At 54.5% G+C, this 16986-nt stretch carries 11 protein-coding genes and 3 pseudogenes; 8 read left to right on the top strand and 6 right to left on the bottom strand.

The features are described 5' to 3' along the window. Nucleotides 1-119: 119 nt before the first annotated feature. Nucleotides 120-1070, bottom strand: a complete 951-nt coding sequence (locus tag JCM12308_RS11855; RefSeq protein ID WP_008550826.1) for an MBL fold metallo-hydrolase — start codon at nucleotides 1068-1070, stop codon at nucleotides 120-122. Between the two features lie 15 nt (nucleotides 1071-1085). Then, nucleotides 1086-2354, bottom strand: coding sequence for a fumarylacetoacetase (gene fahA / locus JCM12308_RS11850; RefSeq protein WP_014290457.1), 1269 nt, complete (start codon nucleotides 2352-2354; stop codon nucleotides 1086-1088). Between the two features lie 310 nt (nucleotides 2355-2664). Here fahA and JCM12308_RS11845 point away from each other — a divergent pair, with 310 nt between their 5' ends. From JCM12308_RS11845 to JCM12308_RS11810, 8 genes and pseudogenes are all read left to right on the top strand, one after another. After that, the gene (locus JCM12308_RS11845; RefSeq protein WP_164845297.1) at nucleotides 2665-3165 is read left to right on the top strand and encodes a MarR family winged helix-turn-helix transcriptional regulator; all 501 of its coding nucleotides are present in this window, start codon (nucleotides 2665-2667) and stop codon (nucleotides 3163-3165) included. An 88-nt stretch (nucleotides 3166-3253) separates the two neighbouring features. Beyond that, nucleotides 3254-3889 (top strand): maleylacetoacetate isomerase, encoded by a 636-nt coding sequence (gene maiA / locus JCM12308_RS11840; RefSeq protein WP_054783859.1) that lies wholly within the window; start codon nucleotides 3254-3256, stop codon nucleotides 3887-3889. Between the two features lie 414 nt (nucleotides 3890-4303). After that, nucleotides 4304-5881, top strand: coding sequence for an ABC transporter substrate-binding protein (locus tag JCM12308_RS11835; protein WP_008550886.1), 1578 nt, complete (start codon nucleotides 4304-4306; stop codon nucleotides 5879-5881). A 187-nt stretch (nucleotides 5882-6068) separates the two neighbouring features. Continuing rightward, a complete protein-coding gene (locus tag JCM12308_RS11830; RefSeq protein WP_008550998.1) occupies nucleotides 6069-7010 on the top strand; it encodes an ABC transporter permease in 942 nt (313 codons plus the stop codon). Continuing rightward, a pseudogene (locus tag JCM12308_RS11825) lies at nucleotides 7007-7880 on the top strand (ABC transporter permease). The gene JCM12308_RS11830 and the pseudogene JCM12308_RS11825 overlap by 4 nt, the downstream one beginning before the upstream one ends. Further along, nucleotides 7880-8875, top strand: a complete 996-nt coding sequence (locus JCM12308_RS11820) for an ABC transporter ATP-binding protein (RefSeq protein ID WP_054783858.1) — start codon at nucleotides 7880-7882, stop codon at nucleotides 8873-8875. The pseudogene JCM12308_RS11825 and the gene JCM12308_RS11820 overlap by 1 nt, the downstream one beginning before the upstream one ends. Continuing rightward, complete coding sequence (locus JCM12308_RS11815; RefSeq protein WP_054783857.1) at nucleotides 8872-9888, top strand: ABC transporter ATP-binding protein; 1017 nt, start codon at nucleotides 8872-8874, stop codon at nucleotides 9886-9888. The genes JCM12308_RS11820 and JCM12308_RS11815 overlap by 4 nt, the downstream gene beginning before the upstream one ends. An 11-nt stretch (nucleotides 9889-9899) precedes the next feature. Further along, nucleotides 9900-11705: an aminopeptidase P family protein gene (locus JCM12308_RS11810; RefSeq protein WP_054783856.1), complete on the top strand. Its 1806-nt coding sequence runs from the start codon at nucleotides 9900-9902 to the stop codon at nucleotides 11703-11705. A 78-nt stretch (nucleotides 11706-11783) separates the two neighbouring features. Here the strand turns inward: JCM12308_RS11810 and JCM12308_RS11805 are convergent, their stop codons facing one another. The 4 genes and pseudogenes from JCM12308_RS11805 to JCM12308_RS11790 form a co-directional block, all read right to left on the bottom strand. Then, nucleotides 11784-12947, bottom strand: coding sequence for an iron-containing alcohol dehydrogenase (locus tag JCM12308_RS11805; protein WP_054783855.1), 1164 nt, complete (start codon nucleotides 12945-12947; stop codon nucleotides 11784-11786). A gap of 5 nt (nucleotides 12948-12952) precedes the next feature. Then, nucleotides 12953-14334: pseudogene (locus JCM12308_RS11800) on the bottom strand (aldehyde dehydrogenase family protein). 35 nt (nucleotides 14335-14369) lie between these two features. Continuing rightward, nucleotides 14370-15767 (bottom strand): glutamine synthetase family protein, encoded by a 1398-nt coding sequence (locus JCM12308_RS11795; protein WP_054783854.1) that lies wholly within the window; start codon nucleotides 15765-15767, stop codon nucleotides 14370-14372. A 130-nt stretch (nucleotides 15768-15897) separates the two neighbouring features. After that, nucleotides 15898-16952: pseudogene (locus JCM12308_RS11790) on the bottom strand (TRAP transporter substrate-binding protein). Nucleotides 16953-16986 lie beyond the last annotated feature (34 nt).

Here is a 16986-nt window from a genome sequence, read left to right as displayed (position 1 = left end):
GCGAAGGAAAGATCCAATCTCTGTTATGGATTTACTCTGTTCCTCAAGGCTCCCAAGTGGGTTGGACTTAAGCTTCGTTGACAGGCCAAGCGCTGTCAGCTGGCTTAAGTCCCTTCATATTAGCCCTGCAATGCTGCCCACATTTCGCGGTCGCGCTCTGCAGTCCAAATACGTGGTGTTTCAATGCCGCGGGCTTCGTCAAAAGCGCGTGCGACATTGAATGGCAGACAATGCTCGTAGATTGCGTAGTCAGCGAATTTCGGATCGCATTCTGCACGCACTGCGTCCCATGCTTCTTTTAGCGTGCCGCCTCGTACTGCCACGCGGGCGGCTGGTTTATAGGTGCTCTCAACAAAGTCGCGAGTGTTCTCAATGGCTTTGTTGACCATCTCTTTGCCCACAAGCGCATCACCACGGCCTGGTGCAATTGCATCTGGATTGTAGGCTTTGATCGCGTCGAGGGTGTTGCCCCAGTCTTTGAAATGACCGTCACCGCAGTAACAAGCGGAGTGGTACTCAACAATATCACCGGTAAACATCACGCCTTCGTCCGGAACCCATGCAACAATGTCGCCAGCGGTGTGGGCACGGCCCAGATGCATCAGCTCAACCTTGCGCTTGCCCATGTTGATGGTCATGCGGTTCTTGAAGGTCATGGTTGGCCAAGTAAGGCCCGGAATGGAATCCGCTGCAGAGAACAGACGCGGGAAACGACCGTACTCGGAGTCCCAGTCTTCCTGACCGCGCTCATAAATCATGCCCTCACATTTTTCAGAAGCAATGATTTCGGAGGCGCCGTAACCGGAAGCGCCCAGCACGCGCACGGCATGGTAGTGGGTCAGGGTTACGTATTTGATTGGCTTGTCAGTGACTTCGCGGATTTTATCAACCACGAGCTGAGCCATGACAGGAGTTGCCTGCGCATCAACCACCATGACGCTGTCATCACCAATGATAACGCCGGTGTTTGGATCACCTTCAGCGGTGAACGCGTACAGATCGCGTCCAACTTCGGTGAAGGAGATCTTTTTGGCTTCCATGTCGCCACTGGATGCAAATGCTTTAGCCATCGTCACTATCCTAAATTAAGCTTTGAAATCTGGAGCTGGCAGAATTTTGCCGGTGCATTCGCCGAAGCCGATGCGGAAGCCATCGCCCTGCGCCCAGCCTGTCAGCGTCAGGGTGTCGCCATCCTCGATGAACGTACGGCTTTCGCCGCTGTCCAGAGTGATTGGCTCTTTGCCACCCCATGTGAGTTCCATCAGGGAACCAAACTCAGCCTTGTCTGCGCCGGAGATGGTACCAGAGCCGAGCAGGTCGCCCGTGTTCATTTTACAGCCGCCAATGGCATGGTGTGTCAGCTGCTGCGCCGCAGAGTAGTACATGCGGTTGTAGTTGGTGTGGCAGAGCAGTGTGGCTTTGTCCGCGCCTTCCGGCTGCATGTAGGCCTGTAACTCAATGTCGTAGATCATCGGACCCGGCTCATTAAGATAAGGCAGAAGTTCCTTTTCACGCTCCGGTGTGCTGGTGCGGAAGGATTCCAGAGCGGCCTTCGTTACAACCCATGGGCTGATGGAGGTCGCGAATGCTTTTGCCTGAAACGGACCAAGCGGCTGATATTCCCAGCCCTGAATGTCACGGGCGGACCAATCATTGAGCAGAACGTAACCGAAGATCATGTCGTCGGCTTCCTGCACGGTGATCGGCTGACCCATGGTGCTTGGCGTGCCGACAACGGCGCCCATTTCCAGTTCAATGTCGAGGCGTGCACAAGCCTTGAAGGATGGCACCTGAGCGGTTGGGGCTTTGGTCTGGCCCAGTGGGCGCTTAATATCTGTACCGGATACAACGACCGTTGAGGCGCGGCCATTGTATCCGATTGGGATATGCAACCAGTTTGGTGGTAGTGCATTCTCAGCGCCGCGCAAGATGGTACCAATGTTCATGGCATGCTGCTTGCCGGCGTAAAAGTCGGTGTATTCAGAAACCGCGAAAGGCAGGTACATCTGCGCCGCGCTCATTGGCACAAGCGCTTTTGCCTTCAGAATGTCGTTGCCGGAAAGAGCATCATTGCCATCTTTGGAAAGCAGAGCAGTCAGCTGATCGCGCACGCTGTCCCAGGACGCTTTGCCAAGACCCATGAAGTCATTGAGGGCTGGCTTGTCGAAGACGGTGGCAGAACCGCCTGCATTGAGAAGACCGGCGGATTCCAGCACAGCCATGTCAACAACCATGTCCCCGATCGCAACGCCACACCGTGGCTCTTCACCGTTTTTGGCAAACACACCGTAGGGAAGATTCTGGATTGGGAAATGGCAGTGCGCTGCATTCGCACTCTCGATCCAACTCGTCATAACACATCCTTGGCAATTGAAGATCGCAGCAAAGTCCTCCCAGACTCAGGCAATCTGTAATTTATCTAATCTCAGAATAGTTTCACTTGTAACTTTGTCAATAACATTTTCCGCCAAAACAAATTCCCTAAGCGTAAGAATGCGGGCTAAAATGCTGCAAAATGGCTAAAAATAGCTGATTATTCTACTTTGGGATATATATCAGTGAGCCGTTTGATGGTCTTGACATATAGTTGCAATTGATACTATCAGGATATTTGTGCAAGTATCTATGTGCAATAGTTTCATTTTAAACCAACGAGACGTGATGATGGTGACTGCGAATAACACGATGGATAAGGAAGACTTCCAGCTTGGGTCGTTCTTTCCCTACAAGGTTCGTGTTTTTGGCACAGCCGTTAGTACTGCTGTCTCAAGTGTTTATCGGGAACGGTATGGCCTCAGCGTATCTGAGTGGCGCACCATGGCGATCCTGGGTCGCAATCAGGCGCTGTCTGCTTCAGAGATTGTTGAGCGCTCCAGTATGGACAAGGTGAATGTCAGCCGCGCTGTTCAGGCCCTTCGCAAAAAGGAGTTCCTGCGCCGCGATATTGACGGAGAGGATCGCCGCAAGTCCGTGCTGCGTCTGACCGAAAAAGGTCTTGCCGTTTTCAATGATGTCATTCCGTTGGTCCGAGATGTGGAAGCTGCGTTGACTGAGAACCTTTCCGCAGAAGAACAGGCGGTTCTTCTGACCCTGATGGAAAAGGTGCAGAAAAACGCAGAAGCGCTCATTGGGGATATGAGCGCCGAGGCAGCCAACGGGTCCTGAAGTGGAACCTTTGAAACGTGAGAGAGCGTTCTGGCAAAGGGTTCCGCGCAAGATAGAGAATTGAGCTCTGGGAGGGGGCGCCAATACGATGAGCAATATTACTTTATATGATTACTGGCGCTCTTCTGCGAGCTATCGGGTGCGTATTGCGCTGAACCTGAAAGGCCTCAGCTATGATATGGTGACCGTCAATCTGCTCAAGGGCGAGCAGAAAGACGCGGACAACCTCAAACGCAACCCGCAAGGCTTTGTGCCATCACTGGATCTGGACGGCGATATGATGACTCAGTCTCTCGCCATTATAGAGTATCTGGATGAGCTGCACCCATCCCCTGCCCTGATGCCTGCCACCGCCCGCGAACGGGCCCGCGTGCGCACGCTGTCCCATGCCATCGCCATGGACATCCACCCGGTCTGTAATCTGGGTGTGGTTCAGCGCATCGTGGAACTGTCTGGCGGAGACGATCAGGTCAAAGTCAACTGGATGCGTGAGTTCATCGCGAAGGGCCTCAACGCCTTTGAAGAGTTGCTGGCGGACGGGCAGAGCGGCAAGTTCTGTCACGGAGATCAAGTGGGGCTGGCCGATATCTGCCTCATTCCGCAGGTCTACAATGCGGATCGCTGGGGCGTGGACCGCTCTCACCTGACGCGCATCAATGCCATCGTCAAAGAAGCTGACCAGCTGGAAGCCTTTCAGAAGGCCGAACCAAAACAGGATGCCTGAGGGAAAATCTCCCTCTGTTTAATGAATGGCGTTCATTTTTCACGCGGTGTTGGAAAATTATTCCTGCGCCGCGTTTTTGCGTTTCAGGGCACTCATTCCAGAATAAATCAATTGTTTGGTCCCGAGAGTTTCGGAAGCCGCTCTAAGAATTACTGCAATATTCAGCGCAAGTTTCTCTCAGTGAAACTGTAATTTCAGCAATATTTCACTTCTAAACTATCTCTCTGCATAGATTTGTTGTCATGAAAATTTTTCTTTAATGAGTTTTGCCTCTTGCAAACAGAGATATATCAGAGATAATACTGATATATCACCGGTGGCTAATGGAATTATTGGGAGAGGCCACCACCTGCACGCCACCATGCATCATAAAATAATAAGCAGGCCCGGCGTGTATCAATTGAGGGGACTATCATGAAGACTTTATTGATTGCCGCGCTTGCAGGCGTGTCGATGCTCGCCATCAATTCGGCTCAGGCCGTAGAACGTGGCGGCACGCTCACCTTCGCCCGCTATGATGATTCCAATCTGGTTGATCCGGTGTATGCCGACCGTAACCCAGATATCTGGATGGTCACAAACCTCTATGACACTCTTCTGCGCACCAAGGCAGATGGCAAAACCATTGTGCCGGGTCTGGCGTCCGGTTACGAGGTTTCTGCGGATGGTAAAACCATCTCCATCACCCTGCGCGATGGCATCAAGTTTTCCGATGGTTCCCCGATTACTGCGGCAGACGTGAAGTTCTCACTGGAACGTGCCGTGAATCCGGACTTCGGTCCATGGTCCGGCCTGCTGGGCTCTGTCGAAAGCATCACTGAGACCAAGAATGGTGTCACGCTTTCCATGAAGAACCCTGATCCGACTATCATCTCCATTCTGGCAACCTTCAACACCGCGATCGTGTCCAAGGCCGCGTTTGAGGCTGCTCCAGGTGCCAATGATCAGGAAAAAGCAACTGCCCTGTTCGCGCCGGGCACACCGGTTTCCGGCCCCTTCACGCTGAAAGACCGTACCCGCGGCAGCACCATGACCTTCTCCGCTAACCCGCATTACTGGCGTCAGGGCGAAGATGGCAAGCCTTTGCCGTATCTGGATGAAGTCAGCTTTGTGGTGATCCCGGATGATGCGACCCGTATCCTGAAATTGCAGGCGGGTGAAGTGAACGGCGCTGAGTTCGTGCCATTCTCCCGCGTGGCAGAGCTGAAGGCAGATCCTGCGATCAACATGGAGCTGTTCCCATCCACCCGCATCATCTACGCCCCAATCAACGCTCGTGAAACCCGCGCGGATGGCTCACCAAATCCAATGGCCACCAAAGAAGCGCGTCAGGCGTTGAACTACGCAACCAACAAGGGCGCACTGGTTCAGCTGATCACCCATGGCACCGGCAAGTCCATGACATCACCGCTGATGGCCTCGACCACTCAGCTGGCACATGATGGCGGTCCGCTTTACCCATACGACCCTGCCAAAGCGAAAGAACTGGCTAAATCATCTGGTCTGGAAGGCGCAGAAATCACTCTGACCACCCTTGCTGGCTCTTCAGATGACGCAACTCTGTTTGCCGCCATTCAGCAGATGTGGGGCGCTATTGGCGTGAACGTGAAAGTGGAGCAGGTTGATAACCCGACCCGCGGCGCAAAGAACCGCTCCGGCGAGTTTGATGTTCACACCTACGGGTGGGTGAACGACGTGAACGATCCGGCACAGGTTGCTGGTTGGCTCGGCTATTACCCAACCCGCAAGGCTGTTGGGACTGGCTGGAACAATGCGGAGTTCAACTCGCTGTTCGAAGCCTCCAACACCGAGATCGACCCGGAAAAGCGCAGCGAGCAGTACAAGCGCATGCAGGAAATCTACCGCGATGCGGCCCCGCTACTGTTCCTCTATGAAACGCCATTTGCTGTTGCGCTGTCTGCCAACGTGAACGGCTATCTCCAGACACCGTTGGGGAACAATGAGTTCTCCTCGGCGTGGATTGCAAAATAACTCCTCCTCTGGGTGTGCCCGGCCTGCGTCAACAGGTTGGCCGGGTGCAATTTGAACCGGGCGGGCTGGTCTGTTCAAACACGGCAGGACCAGACCACCTGCCCCATGCAATCCGGAAAGCCGAAGCGTCAATCCCGTTACTCCGGCGCTTCGGCTCTCACTGTTAAGCCTCTACTAGGGATCAGGAATGTCGTCACTTTCCTATCTGGTGTCACGCCTGTTGCAGATCATTCCGACCTTTCTTCTTGTGATGGTCGTTATCTTTCTGCTGGTGCGTATGCTGCCAGGGGATCCGGCCATTGCCATGGCCGATGCCAAAGCCACCGAAGCTCAGCTGGAACTCATCCGCCAAAAACTCGGGTTAAATGAACCGCTGCCCATGCAGTTCCTCTATTTTGTAAAGAACACTTTGACCGGAGATATGGGCACATCCATTCTCCTCAAAGCCCCTGTTCTGGAAGTTATTCTGGAGCGCATTCCTGTCACTGCATTCCTCACCATCTATGCGGTTTGCCTTTCTATTCTTATTGCCGGCCCTCTGGCCTTTGTCGCTGCGCTCAACAAGAACGGCATGCTCGACATTGCCATCCGCAGTGGCTTTCAGGTGGGCCTTTCAACACCTGTGTTTTACATCGGCCTGCTGCTGCTCACCTTTCTGGCTGCGTCCCTACGCCTGTTTCCGGTTGGTGGTTACGGCACAACCTTCCTGCAGCACTTGCACCACCTGATGCTGCCTGCCTTGACGGTCGCCCTTTACACCTCCGCCATCATCATGCGGAACCTGCGCTCAGCGGTGATTGAGGTGCTGGATGCGGAGTATGTGCAGTTTGCCCGTTCGAAAGGCTTGTCCCGCAGTGTCATTTTAGGCCGACATGTTCTGCGCAACGCGCTCATTTCCACCGTCACCCTGCTGGGCCTTTCCATCGGCAACCTGATGAGCGGGACGCTGGTGACGGAAACCGTCTTTGCAGTGCCCGGCCTTGGCCGGTTGATGCTGGAGGCGATTTTTGCCCGTGATTACCCGCTGATTCAGGGGCTCACGCTCACCTTCGCCGTTATGGTTTCTCTCGTGTTTCTGTTCACCGATATGGTGCAGGCATGGCTTGATCCGAGGTTGCGCCTGTCATGACCCAACTCGATACCCTTCAAGCCACTACACAGCAGAAGAAAAAGCTCCACCCACGGGTGAAGGCGCTGCTGCGCCCCGGCTTCCTGCTTGGCTTCTTCATTCTGTCGTCATCCATCCTGCTTGCCGTGTTCCCATGGGCGTTTGCGCCGTATGATCCAATGCCTTTGACTTCATGGCCATTCAGCAACCACCAAGCTGGGCCCATCCGTTTGGCACGGACAATCTGGGCCGCGACACGCTTTCCCGAGTCATCTGGGCGTATCAGGTGGATATGCAGATTGCGTTTTTCGCAACCTTCTTTGCCATGGTGATTGGCGTGATTGTCGGATCGCTGGTCGCTTATCACGGCGGCATTGCTGATGTGCTGTTTGGCCGGTTGGTCGACGTCACCATCACCTTCCCGTTTCTGGTGCTGGTCATTGCAGTTGTAGCGGTTCTGGGACCGGGACTGACCAACATGTACGTGGCGGTGACGCTGGTACAGTGGGTCTATTATGCCCGCCTCACCCGCGCTGAAATCATGACGCAGATGACCAATGACTATGCCTCTGCCGGAAAGGTGATGGGCTACTCCTCCACCCGCATCATTTTCCGGCATCTGCTGCCCAACGCCACCACACCGCTGATCACCTATTGGATGACCGATATGGCGCTCGCCATCCTGCTTGGGTCCTCTCTTGGCTATCTCGGCTTGGTGCGCAGCCACCGCAAGCGGAATGGGGCGTGCTTATCGCAGAAGGCCGCAACTTCATCACCACGGCGTGGTGGATGAGCCTGATGCCGGGGATCGCGATTGTTTTGACAGGGCTCGGGTTCTCACTTGTCGGTGACAGCCTTGCCGATGTTCTCAGACCACGGGGGGCATCGTGATGACCAACCAAAACGAGAGCCTGCTCCAGGTTCGCGATCTCACCACCACCTTTCACAGCAAGGGCCGCGTTTTGCGTGCTGTTGATGGCATCTCCTTTGATGTGCGTGCTGGTGAAGTGCTTGGTCTGGTGGGAGAAAGCGGCTCCGGCAAGTCCATCACCCAGCGCTCTATCATCGGCCTTGCCCGTGACTACGGGACGGTAGAGGGCAGTGTTTACTGGAAGGGTGAGGATCTTCTGGCCCGCACGGACAAGCAGCTGCAATCTGTGCGTGGCAGCCAGATCTCCATGATCTTTCAGGAGCCTATGACGTCTCTCAACCCGCTGCTTACCGTTGGCTTGCAGATTGAGGAGAACCTGAAGGCTCACACGGATCTGGACCGCCGTGCCCGCACAGCCCGCGCCATTGAGCTGCTGGACATGGTCGGCATTCCAAGCGCGGCGTCCCGGATTAAGGACTTTCCGCACCAGTTCTCCGGCGGTATGCGCCAACGGGTGATGATCGCCATTGCGCTGGCGTCCAATCCAGAATTGTTGCTCGCGGACGAACCGACCACAGCCTTGGACGTGACCATTCAGGATCAGATCCTTCAGCTGCTGCTGTCACTGGCCAAAAACCTCAACATGGCGATTGTGCTGGTGACCCATGATCTGGGCGTGGTCGCGCAAACCTGTGATCGCGTGGCAGTGATGTACGCTGGTCGATTGGTAGAAACCGGCTCTGTCCGCGATGTGCTGAAACGGCCTCAGCACCCTTACACGCTCGGCTTGCTGAAGTCGGTACCAGAAAACATTCCCCCCCGCACACCACTGTACTCTGTTCCCGGCACACCACCGGCACTGGATGCCTTGCCCAAAGGATGTGCTTTCGCACCGCGCTGCCTCAAGGCAGAAAATGTGTGTCTTGGTACCAAACCACCACTGGCGGTTTTGGGGGATGGAATTTCGTCGGCCTGTCATTTCACGGCAGACATTCGTGAGGAGGTGCTGGCATGATCTATGAAGCTCCGGTTCTGGAAGTTGAGGGCCTGCATTTACACTTTCCGCTCAAAAGAACCCTCTTCGACGCAATTCAACGCAAAGAAAAACGCATCGTCAAAGCACTTAATGGGGTAAGCCTTGAGGTGAAACGGGGTGAAACCCTTGGCATTGTTGGTGAATCCGGCTGCGGAAAGTCCACTTTAGCGCGCTGTCTGGCCCGTCTTTATGAGGCTGACAAAGGCACCATTCGCTATGATGGGCAAGAGGTTGCCGCCAAAGATGCCGGTGCATTGCGGGAGTATAACCGCAAGGTCCAGATGATGTTTCAGGACCCCTACTCCTCCCTCAATCCCCGCATGACAGTGCGGCAAGTGCTGAGCGAAGCCCTGCGCGTTCACAACATGCGCCCTCCCGAGCAGATCGAAACCCGCATAGCCGAGCTGTTGGATTTGGTCCGCCTGCCGCAAGATGCTGCGGATAAGCTCCCCCACGAGTTTTCAGGAGGACAACGCCAACGCATTGCCATTGCGCGCGCTTTGTCGGTTGAGCCGGAGGTGCTTGTGGCAGATGAGCTGGTGTCAGCGCTGGATGTTTCCGTGCAGGCGCAGGTGGTGAACCTGCTGCTGGAACTGCAGGAAAAGCTGGGCCTGACGATCCTGTTCGTGGCCCATGATCTAAGACTTGTGCGCCATGTATCCCACAGAGTTGCAGTGATTTATCTGGGATCAATTGTTGAAATCGGAGACTCCGAACAGCTCTTCAACGCCCCAAGACACCCCTATTCCAAAGCTCTTCTGGCAGCAGCACCTTCTCTTGATCCCGACAAACGCCATACTCGCCCGTCAATCTCCGGCGAACTGCCCAGCCCGCTCAATGTACCCAAGGGCTGCGCGTTCCATGCCAGATGTCCCCATGCATCTGGCCGGTGTCAGAGTGAAATTCCCAGATTGAGGGCAATGGATGAGCTGGGTAGAGTGGCTTGTCATCATGCCGAAGCTCTTTTATCAGCGACGAACCCCATCAAATAGTCGAGCAGAAAATGTTGGAAAATCAGAAGTTTGAGACAACCACAGACCGCTTGAACCTCATCCGCACCGAGTTGAAGAACAAGGGGCTGGACGGAGTCATCATCCCCCGGTTTGATGAGCATCAGGGGGAATATTGCGCCCCGCATGATGAGCGACTGGCATGGGCAACCGGCTTCACTGGCTCCGCAGGTCTGGCGATTATCACGGCAGATCAAGCGGTTATGTTCGTTGACGGTCGCTACACCGTGCAGGTGCGCAACCAATGCAGCAGTGATCTGTTCTCCTACCAGCATATCTTTGATGAACCACTGGAAAACTGGATTTCCGCCAATATGAAGGCCGGTCAGCAAATCGGCGTTGACCCGATGCTTATCCCCTCCGCCTGGTGGGATCGCTTTGCGGGCGGAGCAGAAGATGCAGGCGCCGCACTGGTCGCCACCAACAGCAACCTCATTGATGCAGTCTGGGCTGACCAACCGGAAAAACCACTCTCGCCAATCACACCGTATTCCCTTGAAAAAGCTGGCAAAACCAGCTTGGAGAAACGCTGCGAGATTGCCAAGCAGCTGAAAGATGCAGGTGCAAAAGTGCTGGTGGAAACCCAACCAGACAACATCGCCTGGCTTTTAAACGTGCGCGGTGATGATGTTGAGTTCAACCCGATCCCGCATTCATTCCTCCTGCTGAAGGATGATGGTTCCGCCAATTGGTTCGTCGTTTCCCGTAAGCTTTCCAATGACTTGAGCGAGTATGAGCTGGAGAATGTTGAAACCGCAGACCCGTCCAGCTTCATCAGTTCTCTGGAGAAAATGACGGATAAAGGAACGCAGGTTCTCATCGATCCGATGTTCTCCCCTGTCGCCACCCGCCTCGCCGTTCAGGCTGCTGGCGGTGTTCCCCTGATGAAACCGGGAGCCGTTACTCTCACCAAGGCGAAGAAAAATGAGAGTGAGCTCAAAGGCTTGCGTGATTGCCATATACGAGATGGTATCGCATGGACAGAGTTCTCCGCCTGGCTGAAACGGGAAGTCCCGCAGCGTGCTGAAGCAGAAGATCCGGTGCATGAGCTGGAAGCGGAAGAACGCATCCTGATGGAGCGTCAACGCCAGAAAGACTTTGTATATCCGAGCTTTAGAAGCATCTCCGCTGCCGCTGGCAACGCCGCCATGTGCCATTACGCAGCCACGGAAGCGTCCAACACGGCAATCCTGCCAGAGAATACCTATCTGCTGGATTCTGGTGGGCAATATCAGGATGGCACGACCGATGCGACGCGTACCTTTGCGTTTACGGAAACTTCAGAGGAGTTCAAACGCGCCTACACCGCTGTTTTCAAAGGCTTTGTCGCGCTGGCATCTCTGCGATTTCCGAAAGGCACGCAAGGCCATCACATCGATGGTTTCGCCCGCCGCCCACTTTGGGATTTGGGTCTGGACTACGACCACGGCACCGGCCACGGCATCGGTCACTTCCTCTCCGTCCATGAGCAACCGCAGCGTATCGGCAAACCATACAATCCGGTGGATCTGGTCGCTGGTATGGTGATGTCCATTGAACCGGGATATTACGTTGCAGATCAATACGGTATCCGGATTGAGAACCTCTTTGAGATCGTTGAGGAAGACGATGGTTTCCTCGCGTTCCGCAACCTCTCTTACATCCCGATTGAGCCGCAGATGCTCAATATGGTTGATCTCACCCGCGCTGAAATCAAATGGCTTGGCGACTACAATGCTGATTTGAAACGAGTTCTTGGTCCAGAACTGAGCCCGGACGCCTATGACTATCTGATGCGTTGTACCGAACTACCGGAATAAACGCAGCCTTTGAGGCATAAAAAAGCCCCGCAGAGCTAGAAACTCTGCGGGGCTAAGCATTTGGTGCTCAACAGGAAATCAGGCGGAAACCTGCTCTCCGATGGCCTCAATGAGCAGAGCTTTCGCGGCCTCCAGCGTCAGCTCTACAGGGTTGCCACCGGCGCTTGGATCCTTGATCGCTTCTTCCGCCAGCACGTCGATCTTGTCAGTGCCAACACCCAGCTCACTCAAGGTCTCCGGAACGCCCATGTCCGCCCGCATTTTCATAACAAAATCAAAGAAGCCATCGAAACCGCCCTCGATATTAAGATAAGCCGCCAGCTTCTCGATCCGTTCTTCAATTGCACCACGGTTGAACTTCAACACAGTCGGCATGATCACAGCATTGGTCAGGCCGTGGTGAGTGTTGTAAACCGCACCAACCGGGTGAGCCAGCGCGTGAATGCCACCGAGACCTTTCTGGAAGGCCACTGCGCCCATGGCTGCCGCACTCATCATGTGACCGCGTGCTTCGATATCATTTGGATTTTCAACGACTTTCGGCAGGTTCTCTTTCACAAGACGCATGCCTTCCAGCGCGATACCCTGTGACATCGGGTGGTAGAATGGAGAGCTGTACGCTTCCAGACAATGCACAAACGCATCAATGCCAGTGCCCACGGTGATCATCTTCGGCATGCCAACAGTCAGCTCAGGATCACAGATCACAACGCTTGGCAGGATCTTCGGATGGAAGATGATCTTCTTAACATGGCTCTCTGAGTTGGTGATCACACTCGCACGGCCAACTTCAGAACCGGTACCAGCCGTTGTTGGAACTGCGATATTTGGATAGATCGCATCCGCATCCGCGCGGGTCCACCAGTCGCCAATGTCCTCAAAATCCCAGACCGGACGGGTCTGACCCGCCATGAACGCGATCAGTTTGCCCAGATCAAGACCGGAGCCACCACCAAACGCGATGACACCGTCATGACCGCCAGCCTTGAAAGCTGCAACACCTGCTTCCAGGTTGATTTCAGTCGGGTTTGGGTCAACTTCGCTGAACATGGCACGGCCAAGTCCAGCCTCTTCCATCACGTCCAAAGTGCTTGCGGTAACCGGCAGGTTTGCCAGGCCCTTATCGGTTACAAGCAAAGGCTTTTTGATGCCTGCAGCTGCACAAGCTTCGGCGAGTTCCTTAATGCGTCCGGCACCAAAGCGGATTGCGGTTGGGTAGCTCCAGTTTGCTGTCAACGTCATTGTTCTTATGCCTTTTTGAGGTGGTAGGATTTTGGACGGGTCAGGTTCTGATAACCGATCTCAGAGAGAGCACCACCGCGACCTGTGTCTTTGCAGCCGGTCCAGCAGAGTGCCGGATCCAGATAATCAGCGCGGTTCATGAAGACAGTACCTGTCTCGATCTGCGCACCTATTTTCGCTGCCCGTGCAGGGTCTTGGGTCCAAAGAGAGGCTGTCAGGCCGTAATGGCTGTCGTTCATCAGGCGGATCGCTTCTTCATCACTCTCCACTTTCATGATGCCGACCACTGGGCCAAAGCTCTCTTCGCGCATCACTTCCATGTCGTGGTTTACGTCCACGAGGATCTGCGGAGCCAGATACGCACCACCATCATCTTCCGGGAAGAGACTTGCGTCGATCATTGGCTTCGCGCCCTGCTCAACCGCATCTGCAACCTGCTTGCGCACGACATCCGCAAAGCGAACATGTGCCATTGGGCCAATGGTGGTTTCCTCGTCCAGCGGACTGCCGAGCTTGTAACCTGAAACGATCTCGACAGCCTTCTTCACAAATGCATCGTATTTGGAAGAGTGCACGTAAATACGCTCAATACCACAGCAGCACTGGCCGGAGTTGAACATGGCGCCATCGATGAGAGTTTCAGCCGCAGCCTCAACATCTGCATCATCCATAACATAGCCCGGATCTTTACCACCCAGCTCAAGGCCAAGACCAGTGAAAGTGCCAGCAGCAGCTGTCTCAATTGCACGGCCACCGCCAACGGAGCCGGTGAAGTTCACAAAGCCGAAATTGCGGCCTGCGATCAGGTGAGACGTGGTGTCGTGATCCAGAAACAGGTTTTGGAACACTTCTGCCGGAACACCGGCTTCAGCAAAGGCATTGGCCATGCGCTCGCCAACCAGAAGAGTCTGGGTCGCGTGCTTCAGGATCACGGCGTTACCGGCGATCAGGCTGGAGCCACTGTGTTGATCGCGGTCATGTATGGATAGTTCCATGGTGCGATCACAAGAATGACGCCATGAGGCTCTTTCTCGATGCGACGTTCGAAGTTGTCGCTCTCTTCCGCGATGATCGGCTTCAGGCTTTCTTCCGCGATCTTTGCCATGTATGAGGCGCGCTCGTTAAAGCCGCCGAACTCGCCGCCATAACGAACCGGACGGCCCATCATTTTTGCAAGTTCCGGAACGATTTCGTCGTTCTGTTCACCAATCTTAGCAACGCCAGCCATCACCAACTTGATGCGCTCTTCGAGTGGGCGTGCTGCCCACTCTTTCTGCGCAGTCTTGGCACTGGCAATGACGGCTTCTGCTTCTTTCTGGCTTGCCACCGGACGTTCTGCAAACACAGAACCATCTACCGGCGAAATACATTTTAGTGTTTTTGTCATGGTCAACTCATCATTCACAGCAGTTGCTGTTCACATCAGGCCCGTTCAAATCCGCGTGCAACCTCCCAATCAGTTACACGGCGGTCATATTCATCCTGCTCGATCTTGGCGGCATGTGCGTAGTGATCAACTACATCGCCACCAAAGGCATCGCGAAGCATTTCGGAGGATTTCATTGCAACTGCGGCATCGCGCAGGGTTGTTGGAATTTCGCGTGCACCTTCACCGCCATAGGCATCACCTCTAAACTCTGGCTCCAGTTCCATTTCCTTCTCGATGCCATCAATGCCAGCAGCCAAAAGAGCGGCCATCGCCAGATATGGGTTCAGATCTGCTCCGCCAACGCGGCACTCAACACGCACAGCTTTGGTGCCATCACCACACACGCGGTAACCCGCAGTGCGGTTGTCCATGCTCCAGATCGCTTTGGTCGGCGCAAACGTGCCAGCTGCAAAGCGTTTGTAGGAGTTGATGTTTGGCGCGAGGAAGTAGGTGATCGCATCAGCGTACTTCAAAAGACCTGCCAGATAATGGCGCATCATTTTGGACATGCCATACTCACCAGCTGGATCGTAGAACAGCGACTCGCCATCCTTGCCCCACAGAGACTGGTGCACGTGAGAAGAGCTGCCAGCTGCATCATAGTTCCATTTGGCCATGAAGCTCACGCTCTGGCCCTGCTGCCAGGCGATCTCTTTACATCCGTTTTTGATGATGGAATGACGGTCAGCCATGGTCAGCGCATCGGAATAGCGGACGTTGATCTCTTCCTGTCCAGCATCCGCTTCACCTTTCGAACATTCGACCGGAATGTCAGCTCCATTTAGGCCGTTGCGGATGGCGCGCATCACGTTCTCTTCCTTAGTGGTCTGGAAGATGTGATAGTCTTCATTATAGGCGGAAATCGGAGACATTCCGCGGTAACCCTTTGAATGGGCTTCTTCAAAACTCTCTTTAAAGAGGAAGAACTCCAACTCGGTTGCCATGTTCGCGGTCATGCCCATGCCTTCAAGACGGTCGACCTGGCGTTTCAAAATGGCGCGTGGAGAATGTGGAACCTCTTTATGGGTGTGGTGGTCCAGCACATCACACAGAACAAGTGCGGTGCCTTCCAGCCACGGAATAACGCGCAAGGTGGCAAGGTCTGGCTTCATGACGTAATCGCCATAGCCTGCTTCCCAGCTTGTGGCCTTGTAGCCGTCCGGAGTGGCCATCTCCATATCGGTTGCAAGCAGATAGTTACAGCTGTGGGTCTCTTCCCAGGCGCTGTTTACGAAGAATTCTGCCTGAAAACGCTTGCCCATCAGGCGGCCCTGCATGTCCACCTGTGCTGCAATCACTGTGTCAATCTCACCGGTATCGACCAGCTCGTGAAGCTCGTCGAGGGTCAGTTTTCCGGTTCTACGTGTCTTTTTGGTTTCTTCTCGCAACATACCTGTTCCCCGAGGACCCTGTTAAAGCGGCGGATGCCCTCGCCTCTCCTGCATGGCATCACCGACACTGCTTACTCACTGTGTGGCTTGGTCAGCCCGGAGCCGGGCCGACCGTTCTTGGATAATCAGCTTAACCGTAGCGGTAAGGACGTCCGGCTTTTGCCATTGCTGCGTTGTATTCCTTCAGGATCTTAACAACGCGCGCATTGCGCTCGGACTTGGCTGCAATCTCGTCCCAGAACTTGAGCGCTTCGTCTTCAACGGTTGCCCACTCTTCATCAGGAATAGAGGTCAGCTCCAGCTTTTCACCCTGCGTACGCAGCTTCGCTTCCCCTGCCCAGTACCAGTGCTGGCGGTAGTAGTGAGAGCTGTCCATGCACAGGTTGAAGAGAGTCTTCAGGTGGTCTGGCAGTTCGTTCCAACGCTCTTCGTTTGCGAAGTAAGAGCCAGCCCATGCGCCGGAGATGTTGTTGGTGAGGAAGTAGTTGGTCACGTCTGCCCAGCCTACAGTGTAATCCTCAGTGATACCGGACCACGCAATACCGTCCAGTTCGCCGGTCTGCATTGCAACTTCAATGTCTTCCCATGGCAGGGTGACCGGAACAACGCCGAAGCGTGTCAGGAATTTGCCAGCAGTTGGGAAGGTGAAGACGCGCTTGCCTTTAAGGTCTGCAAGGCTGCGGATCGGATCTTTGGTTGCGAAGTGACAAGGATCCCATGCACCAGCGGAAAGCCACTTAACGCCTTCTACTTCGCCATAAGCTTCTTCCCAGATCTCTTTCAGACCCCAATGGTTAAACAGGGCTGGAACATCAAGGCTGTAACGGGAAGCGAACGGGAAATAGCCACCGAAAACAGATACATCTACTGGTGCTGCAATGGAGTCATCATCTGACTGCACAGCATCAATGGTGCCGCGCTGCATGGCGCGGAAAAGTTCACCGGTTGGTACCAGCTGGTCAGCGTAGTACAGCTCGATTTCCATCTCACCATTTGCTGCCTTGTTGAAGGCATCAATGGATGGCTTGATCACGTGCTGTGCAAGCGCTGCACCTGCGTATGTCTGAAGGCGCCACTTGATTGGGCGGCCCGCAGCATGAACAGCCGGTGCTGCAAGGTAGATGCACCAGCAGCTGCGACGGTTGTCAAACCGGCTTTCTTAAGAAAATCACGTCTATTCGTCATACTCAATTCCCCTTGGAATATGAATTTCTGGATC

The organism is Pseudovibrio denitrificans JCM 12308, assembly GCF_001310815.1.
GTDB classification, from domain to species: Bacteria; Pseudomonadota; Alphaproteobacteria; order Rhizobiales; family Stappiaceae; genus Pseudovibrio; species Pseudovibrio denitrificans.
The sequence above is the reverse complement of the archived record's forward strand: the minus strand, read 5'-3'. Positions and strand labels throughout refer to the sequence as shown.